Source organism: Microbacterium sp. Bi128, from assembly GCF_918698205.1.
On record NZ_CAKKMM010001667.1, the window covers coordinates 1 to 1,037 of the forward strand.

At 58.7% G+C, this 1,037-nt stretch carries 1 protein-coding gene; it reads left to right on the plus strand.

Annotation, left to right across the window (positions count from 1 at the left end; all coding sequences use genetic code 11):
- Positions 1–26 precede the first annotated feature (26 nt).
- Positions 27–1,037, plus strand: a 1,011-nt coding sequence (locus tag LQV45_RS35380) for an ABC transporter substrate-binding protein (protein ID WP_230012721.1), incomplete at its 3' end; no start/stop codon positions are given.

Here is a 1,037-nt window from a genome sequence, read left to right on the forward strand (position 1 = left end):
CGCTGCAGCTGAAGTACGCTGCGCCGATGGACCTCGTCGCCTCCTCGACCTACGGCGCCTGGATCGTTGCCCCGAAGGCCCTGGCCGCATCCGCCAAGAATGACAAGTACTTCGAGGCCGGAATCGACGCGGGCTCCGGCCCCTACACCATCGACTCCTACAAGCCCGGCTCTAAGGTCGTGCTGAAGAAGTACGACGGCTACTGGAACAAAAAGGCTGCATCGCACGTCGACTTTGTCGACATCTCTATCACCCCGGATGCAGTCACGGCCCAGCAGATGCTGACCGCAGGTGAGGTGGACTATGCGACCAACATTCCCTTGGAAAACGTCAAGACCCTGGCCAGCGATCCGAAGTTCACGGTGAAAGACTTCAACTCACCGTTCAACTTCCTGGCCATGTTTAACACGAGCCGCGCACCACTCAACGACCCGGAGGTCCGCCGCGCGCTCAGCTACGCGATTCCGTACAAAGAGATCATTGACATCGGCGGGCAGGGCTACGGCACGCAGTCCCACGGCCCTGCTCCCAGCGGCATCTTCCCCTACAGCCAGGACGTCCCGCAGTACTCCCAGGACTTGGAAAAGGCCAAGCAACTATTGGCCTCAGCTGGTCATGCCGACGGCATGAACCTCAAACTCACCTACGCCTCCGAGAATCCCGCGGAAGCACGGTTCGTGCCGCTGATCAAGGACGCCTTCGCCAAAATCGGTGTGAAGCTGGACGTGAAAGCCGAACTTTTCAACCAGCAATGGGACAGCGCAAAGGCTGATCCTCAGAGCGCCCAGGACATCTTTGTACTTAACTACTGGCCGACTTACAGCGACGCCGGCAGCGACAATCTCACGACGCTGTTCCATTCCAGCGAAAAGCCATCCTTCAACCTGAGCTATTGGAAGTCCCCGGAGTACGACAATTTGGTTGACAAGGCGGCAACCTTGACGGGAACGGACAGGGACGCAGCCCAGGGCATTTATAAGGAAGCCATGGACCTCCTCTATAGGGAAGCACCTGCCGCATTCCTCTACGATGCGCGC